The sequence below is a fragment of the Paenibacillus sp. E194 genome (genome assembly GCF_000935845.1).
GTDB classification, from domain to species: Bacteria; Bacillota; Bacilli; order Paenibacillales; family Paenibacillaceae; genus Paenibacillus_B; species Paenibacillus_B alvei_B.
Genome location: NZ_JMDX01000231.1, coordinates 1 through 8,701 on the forward strand (window position 1 = coordinate 1; position 8,701 = coordinate 8,701).

The 8,701-nt window shown below is 44.7% G+C and carries 8 protein-coding genes and 1 tRNA gene; 1 reads left to right on the plus strand and 8 read right to left on the minus strand.

The genetic code is table 11. The annotated features are described in order from the left end of the window. Positions 1–396 precede the first annotated feature (396 nt). The 3 genes from AZ66_RS23345 to AZ66_RS23355 all read right to left on the minus strand — a co-directional run bounded on the left by AZ66_RS23345 (position 397) and on the right by AZ66_RS23355 (position 1,691). Positions 397–487, minus strand: a tRNA-Ser gene (locus tag AZ66_RS23345). A 62-nt stretch (positions 488–549) separates the two neighbouring features. Then, positions 550–756, minus strand: a complete 207-nt coding sequence (locus tag AZ66_RS23350) for a DUF951 domain-containing protein (protein WP_021258401.1) — start codon at positions 754–756, stop codon at positions 550–552. Beyond that, positions 756–1,691 carry a mechanosensitive ion channel family protein gene (locus AZ66_RS23355; RefSeq protein WP_052648792.1) on the minus strand — a complete coding sequence of 312 codons (936 nt, stop codon included), beginning with the start codon at positions 1,689–1,691 and terminating at the stop codon, positions 756–758. The genes AZ66_RS23350 and AZ66_RS23355 overlap by 1 nt, the downstream gene beginning before the upstream one ends. A 146-nt stretch (positions 1,692–1,837) precedes the next feature. Between AZ66_RS23355 and yyaC the strand changes: the two genes are divergently transcribed. Then, positions 1,838–2,422 (plus strand): spore protease YyaC, encoded by a 585-nt coding sequence (gene yyaC / locus AZ66_RS23360; protein ID WP_021258403.1) that lies wholly within the window; start codon positions 1,838–1,840, stop codon positions 2,420–2,422. 9 nt (positions 2,423–2,431) lie between these two features. On the opposite strand, the gene AZ66_RS23365 is transcribed toward yyaC, so the two are convergent. From AZ66_RS23365 to AZ66_RS23385, 5 genes are all read right to left on the minus strand, one after another. Then, the gene (locus AZ66_RS23365; RefSeq protein WP_021258404.1) at positions 2,432–2,932 is read right to left on the minus strand and encodes a DUF4446 family protein; all 501 of its coding nucleotides are present in this window, start codon (positions 2,930–2,932) and stop codon (positions 2,432–2,434) included. Between the two features lie 570 nt (positions 2,933–3,502). Further along, positions 3,503–4,357 carry a ParB/RepB/Spo0J family partition protein gene (locus AZ66_RS23370; RefSeq protein ID WP_021258405.1) on the minus strand — a complete coding sequence of 285 codons (855 nt, stop codon included), beginning with the start codon at positions 4,355–4,357 and terminating at the stop codon, positions 3,503–3,505. Beyond that, a complete protein-coding gene (locus AZ66_RS23375; protein ID WP_005545445.1) occupies positions 4,350–5,111 on the minus strand; it encodes a ParA family protein in 762 nt (253 codons plus the stop codon). The genes AZ66_RS23370 and AZ66_RS23375 overlap by 8 nt, the downstream gene beginning before the upstream one ends. 398 nt (positions 5,112–5,509) lie before the next feature. After that, a complete protein-coding gene (gene noc / locus AZ66_RS23380) occupies positions 5,510–6,325 on the minus strand; it encodes a nucleoid occlusion protein (protein ID WP_021257546.1) in 816 nt (271 codons plus the stop codon). A gap of 544 nt (positions 6,326–6,869) precedes the next feature. After that, on the minus strand, positions 6,870–8,701 hold a 1,832-nt coding region (locus AZ66_RS23385), incomplete at its 5' end, for a S8 family serine peptidase (RefSeq protein WP_156160055.1).

Here is an 8,701-nt window from a genome sequence, read left to right on the forward strand (position 1 = left end):
GATCATAATAACAACTGACGGTGCGAAGCGAGGTGGGTTCCGTTGAACAATGGAGCAAAGAAGCCTAGTGGAGACATTTAACTTTACGAAATAAGGGAAGCGAGGGGTTGTGCTGTAGAGCATTTATCTGTAACACACTTGTCGTAATGGAATTTTTATATGATTCCATATGATGAAGAAAACCTAAGCCATCTGAATTGTGAAGATAGAAGTCGAATAAGCACCGTCAACCAGGAAGGGATTTCGCGCATGCGAAGTCCCTTCTCTTATTTATTGTTTTCAGCATTTGTTACTGCAACACAAACATCGTCATCAACAACTCCAGGACAGAAAAACTTGCCTATAACATGCAAAAAACTCCGAAGCCTAAGCTCCGGAGTTGTCGTATCCAATAAGTGGCGGAAAGGGTGGGATTCGAACCCACGCACGCCTTGCGACGCCTAGCTGATTTCGAGTCAGCCCCCTTGGACCTCTTGGGTACCTTTCCATAGCAAGAGTTATCTTACCATAGTCCACACTACATTGCAACATACTTTTTACAAAATTATCTTACTCGGAATCAGATTGAGCAGAACGAAGCACCTTCTTCATGCTTTTCTCGAACTTCGCGCGCGGGACGAGCACACTATGCTTGCATCCAACGCACTTAATGCGGATATCCATGCCCATTCGAATGATCTCCATCTCATTCGTACCACAAGGATGAGGCTTTTTCATTTGAACGATATCACCCAGTGCGAAGACTTTACGTTCCATTACATATTCCCTCCTTGTTCGGCTCGTTGATACGTAACGAGGCGCGGGTATGGAATTTCAATTCCCTCTCGCTCCAGAGCCTGCTTCATATCTGCATTAATCATACGAACAACACCTGCTTGGGTAAATGGACGGCATTCGGCAATAACCCGAATCGTCACTTCTGAAGGCCCAAGCGTTTGAACGCCCAATACTTGCGGCGTCTTGACTACATTCTCATTGTGCTCTGGCAATACTTCAAGCGCTTTATTCATGACTTGAATAGCCTTCTCTACATTCTCCTCATAAGCAATTGATACATCCACAACAGCAATCGAGTTGTTTAGTGAATAGTTGGTTACCTCGGTAATGCTACCATTTGGAATGACGTGAACTTCTCCAGTCCAGCTATGGATTCGAGTAGACCGCAAACCAATCATCTCTACCGTACCTTGGAAGGAACCAACCTTAATGACATCGCCTACTGCGAAATGATCCTCCAATATGATAAAGAATCCGGTCATGACATCCTTCACCAAGCTTTGAGCACCAAAACCAATGGCCAAGCCGACGACCCCTGCCCCTGCTAACAGCGGTGCCAAATTCACATTGAACTCCGATAAAACCACAAGGATCATAATGAAATTCATCGCAAGCGAAGTCATATTTTTAAGCAGCTTACCTACCGTAACAAGCCGTCTCGGTTGTCCGTTCAGGCGGGATTTCTCCTGCTTGGCAATCGTATGATTAATCATTCGATGAACAATGCGAATCACGATTCTGGTTACTAATATAATCAGCACAATTTTAATGGTTTTCACTAAGAGCATTTCCCAAGTTGCCATATCGGTTATCCAGTTCCATACCCCTTGCTGCCATTTCTCGAATACCGACAGCGTCTGTTCAATATTGTCGGTTACTTCTTCTGGTTTATCTGCCGCTGCGGCCCATAACATCCTCATTCCTCCTCTATCACTATCTAATGTTATCAATGTTAGGACACTTTATTATAAAATAGGAACTTATTCTCGTCGAAGTATAAAAGTTTTCTTGCTTCCATATACTAGATAGTACCTTTAGTAGAAAACGGAGGCTGCTTGTGATGACATTTTCTTTGTTCAAACGCCAGTCAACCCATGAATGCCATCCTTGTAAAGTGGTTTATGATGCACCTAACGCACTATCTTCTCTGATTCATTCCTGCCAGTACCATTTGCAAATGCGAGCTTCTCACCAGTCGACAACGGTTATCTGCATTGGAACCGACCGTTCAACGGGCGACTGTCTCGGCCCTCTCGTCGGGACACGGCTGTCGAAATCCACTTCCCGTCACTTTCAAGTACTCGGGACACTACAGCAGCCTGTTCATGCCATGAATTTACAAGAGACGATAGATTCGCTGCAAGCGAGCGATCCTCATACCTTCATTATTGCCGTTGACGCTTGTCTTGGCCAGAGCAGCAGTGTGGGATCCGTTCAAGTCGTTGAGGGGCCGGTCCGTCCTGGAGCTGGGGTAAATAAACAATTGCCCCCGATCGGAGATATGCACATTACAGGCATTGTCAACGTCGGAGGCTTCATGGAATATTTCGTATTGCAAAATACTAGGCTTCATTTGGTCATGGGCATGGCCGAGGTGATCGCGGATACAATCGAACAGTCACTCACTTCCTTAGCCCATCGATAAGTACATGGATTAGGAGCCCTTCTTTGCCTCTGCAAGCTCCATTGCTTGCTTCTCTTCCGGGGACAAGGAGTAGGAAGACTGTCCATTCTCTATGGGCTTCGCATATACATAAGAGTGATCCCGTCCGTGGATGCCTGTAATGACAACCCCATCCTGCTCCTCATTTAACCATGCAATCGAGAAGCTTAAATCACTCCCGCGCTCAGCAAATGCATTGTAACGCTGTATGCCGACGTGGGATTTCATCTTTTTCAGAGCTTTTTTCGTTTGCTCCATGTCAGCATGATGCTGTTCCGTCTTCCCTTGCAGATGTGCAATATCCTCATGCATGCTGGACAATACAACATCCAAATTTTCAATACCGCTTTCCCCCATAATCGCCTCATATTTGCGGCGAAGCTTACGGAGCTGTGACCCTTGGAGAAGAACAATAATAAGTAACAACAATAACAATATGCCGATGCCAGCGGCAATGAGTGGCAACCAATCATTCTGCAATTCATTCATCATAAGTCTTTGTTCTCTCCTGCCTATAACGTGTCCCGTACCCCAAATGCACGGACTTCCTCATCCTTGCGTTTCCCCATTAATTCGCTTGCTGTCTATCAGATATTTATTATCTATAATGGGCAGCTATGATGCGAGCTGGCCGAATGATGAGTCATTTTCTATATGTATTTCGTCCATCCTTAGTATAAATTTTTTCATCGGACTCATACAATACTTTTTTCCCTATTCCTCACCATTCAACTTGAAAAATCTGCGTTTTTCTACCCAATATCAACTTCCAAAGGCTGCGATGAAGCTGTACCTGTTTATGGTCATTGATGATATTTTGAAATATGCGCTTTTAACGGATCTCTATATTTAGTTATAACACGATCTAACCGAATGAAGAGACAACAAAGTTGTAACCTTTTGCTTCAATATTTTGTAAAATAAATAGCCATTTATCGTTGCCTTGTCCTTCTGGATCTTTGTTCTGTCCGCAACACAAAACTGGCATACTTAGTGTAATCCCCTCTTGCTTCGGATAACAACCAAGAATGCCAGTTCATGTACAAGTACTCAACTAAGGCTTTATTGAGCCGACAACGATTGAAGCAATTCTAGTAATCGCTCCAAGTCCTGCTTGTTAAAGTACGATATCTCAATTTTCCCTTTATCTTTGCTCTGTTTAATTTTAACTGTCGTACGGAATCGTTCACGCAAACTTTCTTCCAATTCATCTAAGTAAGGATCTTTGCGGACAAGCTTCGTTTTATCAATTGACTTCCCTTTTTTGTTCATCTGCTGGATTGCTTCCTCTAACTGACGAACGCTCCACCCTTGTTCGATGGAAGCCTTAGCCAACTGTTTCACTTTTGCCTCGTCCTTTACCCCTACAATGGCACGCGCATGTCCCATTGATAGTGTTCCACGTGAAACACATTCCTTTACTTCTTCTGGGAGCTGCAATAGGCGCAAGAAGTTAGCGATATGTGAGCGCGACTTACCTACTTTAACAGATAGTTCTTCTTGCGTTAACGTGAACTGATCCATTAAAGCTTGATAAGCAACGGCCAATTCAATGGCATTTAAATTTTCACGTTGTAAATTTTCAATCAGGGCAATTTCCATGACTTGTTGATCGGAGAAGTTACGAACAACTGCTGGAATATGCTGCAACCCAAGCTGCTGAGAGGCTCGGTAGCGGCGTTCTCCAGCAATAATCTCATATCCCTTTAAAACACTCCGCACAATAATAGGCTGAATGACACCATGCTGCTTAATTGATTCTGCAAGCTCCTGAATAGACTGCTCATCAAAATGTTTTCGCGGCTGATATGGATTGGGACGCAGCTGTTGTAGAGATACCTCTACTACCTTATCGTCATCATTGACGGATAGTGACGGAATGAGCGCGTCTAATCCACGTCCTAATCGCTTACTCATACGAAATCACTTCCTTCGCAAGTTCCAAATATACTTCCGCACCCTTTGATTTCGGATCATAGGTCATGATCGACTGACCATGTGACGGTGCCTCACTAAGGCGTATATTACGAGGAATAATCGTTGTATACACCTTCTGTTGAAAATACTTCTTAACCTCATCAATGACTTGTATGCCCAAGTTCGTACGTGCATCAAGCATCGTAAGAAGAACGCCCTCAATTTGCAGTGAGGTATTCAAATGCTTCTGAACAAGTCTGACCGTATTCAACAATTGGCTGAGTCCCTCTAACGCATAGTACTCACATTGAATCGGTATAATGACCGAATGGGATGCTGTTAAGGAATTGATCGTCAATATACCAAGTGAAGGAGGGCAATCAATTAATATGTAATCGTACAAATGTGCTACAAGCTGAAGCGATTTCTTCAATCGTACTTCACGTGATATCGTCGGAACCAATTCAATCTCAGCACCCGCCAATTGTATCGTTGCCGGAATAATATGCAGACCTTCGACCATAGTCGGAATCGTTGCATCCTTCGGATGAACATCATTAATAATTACGTCATAAATGCAATTCGTTACATCTGCTTTGTTAATCCCGATACCACTCGTGGTGTTGCCTTGTGGATCAATATCGACAAGCAGCACCCGCTTCCCTAATAACGCCAAACCTGCACCCAAATTTACCGTCGTCGTTGTCTTGCCGACGCCGCCCTTCTGGTTGGTAATGGCAATAACCTTAGCCATTCCTCTTCACCTCAATGTTGTTTCTTTTGCGTTTCTAGCTGTAACGATAACCGCTAACGACCACAAAAACAGAAAAGAGCGGCCTCTTGCCTGCCGCTGCACATATTTGAGCACTACGCATGACAACAATATCGCTGTACGATATGAAACATACAACGATTAGGCTGGAATCAACCGATAATTAGGTGAATCTGATATATAGGTCACTAAAAAGGTCAGGATGTAAGTGCAAATGTATATGCGGAGCAGCTAGATTTACGTCCCCTCTTCCAGCAGGAATTTTACTTTCATCAATCCCATAGCTATAGCCATAAATCCCTCTTCTTATTGAATTAGGCTACTGCATCCTTGTAAGAAATATCTATCGACCTCTTTAAACAACACACGTTACTAATAATCTACCTTTTCGGTATTTTGATGACAATCTCATAATGATCATCATGATCATGTTCATCCGTTTTAATTTTTAAGCCTGATCCAGTCACAAGATCGATTGACTGTCGAATCGTATTCAGCGCAAGACGTACATCCTTTGTATATGAGATACGCTTCGATTTCTTCGCCTTGTGAACCTCTTTATAAAACGCGACTCGTGCCTCTGTCTGCTTAACATTCAATTCTTTTGCGATAATCTCCTCAAGCAGTTTGAGCTGCAAGTTCTCTGAATCGAGACCAAGCAATGCTCTTGCATGTCGCTCTGTAATCTTGCGTTCCATTAAGGCCTGCTTCACTACATCCGGTAGATTCAGCAAGCGAATTTTATTGGCTATTGTAGACTGACTCTTGCCAAGCCGTTGCGCCAAGCTTTCTTGCGTCAAATTGTGCAAATCAATGAGCTTCTGATAAGCATATGCTTCTTCAATCGCTGTAAGCCCTTCACGCTGCAAATTCTCGATTAAGGCGATGGATGCCGCCTGAGCGTCATTGATTTCTCTTACGATGCCCGGGATCGTATCCAAGCCCAACTTCTTGACAGCACGCCAACGGCGCTCTCCGGCAATGATTTCAAATTGCCCGTTTCGCTGGCGGACAACGATCGGCTGAATAACGCCGTGCGTTTTGATCGTCTGACACAGTTCATCAATACGCTCATCATCGAATATAGTTCGAGGCTGATAGGGACTGCTGACAATCTCATTCACCGGAAGCTGTTTCACTTCATCCAGCGATTGACGCTCCGCAAAACCGAATAACCGAGACAGTTGTTCTTTCATTTCCGTATAATACCACCTAACTTCAAAATAATGCCAGGCACATGAAGAAGCGGCAGTGCTCTGCTCCATTCTTGATCTTCTGCCCTACGTCGCTCAGGGAGGCAATTAGGCTGCGATTCCCGCTACTCCTCGCAATTTTCCATTCCCTTTACGTCCTTCGCGACAATGAAGAGTAGGACATCTGACTTGAACCAATTCTTTCCTTCGACAAAATTATACGCTCTGCCTTATGTATTCTCCAAGCTTGTGCCTTTTTCCTGCCTTTTTTTGTACACGATAAAAGAAAAACTTCGAATGATATCTTTCGACGTCGTTACACTTCTATTCTAATCACTTTCTTAAAAACACCTTATCTATCATGAACATGTTTCACGTGAAACATTACGCCACATTCTATTAGGTTAGCTTCTTTAATCCTATCATAAATAATTGCAAAAGATCAGATTGCCTCCTTAACATTCTATGAACTCTTACCTTCTCAAAAATATGAAAATTATTCCATGTAAAATAGAATGAAGCGGAGGATGGCCCCCGCTCCAAGCTGCTATATGTTTACTTGTGTTTTTTGAATTTGTACGTTGCCGGCGGCATCTTCCATCCGGATAAATATATTGTGCTCGCCTTTTTTCAACCCTGACCCCACAAGAGACACATGGAACATCCTCTTGTCTTCACTGAATCGGACACTCTTCCAATTTCCTGTGTTCGAAGTGCTCCACTTCACATCAATCAGGGACGGCTGTTTAATTCCCGAGGCAATACGAAACATAGGCCGTACCGCATAATCAAGGGTTAGCATCATGTCTTGAATCGTCCCTTGCACAACTCCACGTTCCGACTTTTCCTTCATAAAGGTTGCCCTAGGGGCTTCACGATCGATATAGATTATTTGATCGTCCTTCATCTCCGAACGTCCATCCGCGAACGCTTTACTCTTCAAGTTATACAACCCATCTGGCAGTTTGCGGCCCGTCACATCTGTACCATTCCATTCGTACGTATGCAATCCATTGATAGGATTCGGCTTATTGAACAATAAATATTCACTTTCAGCCTTCTTCCCTATATCAATACGGCTCGCTGTAATAATCATCCGATCAGCACCGCCTGGCAAATAATAATGGAATCGGATTGACTTATGTTCGTCCCCGTTCGGCGCGAGCATTTGATCGTCTGCAAACCATCCCGTCAGCAGCGGATAATGACCGGAACCATGTATCAATTGGAATGGGACTCGTAGCAATTCTGTTCCGTTCGTAAGCTGGAGGCTCCCAGTAAGGATTCCCGTCTCCTTAAGAGTGGTTAGATCCCATACAACAGGAACACGGACTGTCTCGCCAGGCTGCAACGTAATGGAAGCAGGATAGGAGATGTCCCATTTTCTTGCTTCGGATGACAATGTAACCTGATAGATCATTTCCTGCGCGGTGCGATTCGTCACTTGGAACGACTGCTCCTTCTGTGTACCGCAAGACTCTGTTCCAACTACTCCATACGTTAACGCCGCGGGCTGTAGGAAGGTATGTGCATCCAGCGCTTTATCTATATTTAACAGCCCTGATCCCTGTGCGTGATACGGATATTCCAATCCATTGTTATCCGTAAGCTTATCCGCTGAAGTCATCAGCGCCGACTTCACCATTGCAGGCGTCCACTCCGGATGTGCCTCTAGAATGATCGCGGCTGCGGCCGACACATAAGGGACAGCCATACTCGTTCCGCTCATATTCCCATAACCCTGCTCATATAGATCACGCGGCATCGAGCTGCGTACATCAATCCCCGGAGCTACAAGATCCGGCTTCATAAGCCAAGTACCTACAGCGGGGCCACGAGAACTCATCGCCGACATTCGGCTTCTCTGCTCTTCTCCCCACTTCCAGGCTATCGATTTGCCTTGCTTCAACATCGTCGCTCCTTGTGGAGAAATAGTAGCTGCGGGAATAAGTCGATGATCTTGCTCATTATGAATATTAATATTAATCTCCGGCTCCCACTCTACCTTCCCATCTTGATAGAACAGAATACCGCCAGCCTTCGCTCGGCATGCCGCTTCATAATAAGATGTTACCGAGGAACTGGGAGACTTCACTACGATCCATTTCCCTTGGTGCTGCTTCTGTGTAATCACTTTAGGACTGTCCCCACTAACGAAGACAACATCAGCGGAGCCCTGCTTCGGAAAAGCCGGTGTATTTCTATCTGAAATTAGGCGTATGCTGCGATCGTCCTTCGAGAGGGTCGGTTCATAAGTAGGTAAGGTAGCTGCCCCAACGGTGATGACATCCTCCACCAGTCCTGGCGCTGTAATACTCCATAGCTTCTCCCCTGCGTTGCCGCTGGAGTTGACCACAACCACCCCTTTGCTTGCTGCAT